Consider the following 358-nt stretch of genomic DNA (forward strand, 5'->3'; position numbering starts at 1 on the left):
TATTTTCTGTCGCATTTTAATGACAGCTGCTAATAAAAAGGTAATAAGTGTAGAACACGTTTTCGTGGATTCCACACATGTGAAAGCCAGTGCGAATAAACGGAAATTTGAAAAGAAAATCGTTCGTAAAGAAACACGAGCGTATCAAGGACGTCTTCAAGAAGAAATCAATCAAGATCGTGAAAACCATGGAAAGAAGCCTTTCCCACCAGATAAATTTGATAAGGAAGAAACCAAAGCAATTAAAGAAAGTACTAAGGATCCTGAGAGTGGCTACTATGTGAAAGATGAACGAACAAAACAGTTTGCCTATTCATTCCATGCGGCCGCAGACGGCAACGGTTTTGTATTGGGAACG

1 pseudogene is annotated in these 358 nt (G+C 39.1%); it reads left to right on the forward strand.

The window, feature by feature from the left end:
• Positions 1–358: pseudogene (locus AS888_RS08275) on the forward strand (IS5/IS1182 family transposase); the annotation flags it as partial.

The sequence above is a fragment of the Peribacillus simplex genome (assembly GCF_001542915.1).
Taxonomy (GTDB): Bacteria; Bacillota; Bacilli; order Bacillales; family DSM-1321; genus Peribacillus; species Peribacillus simplex_B.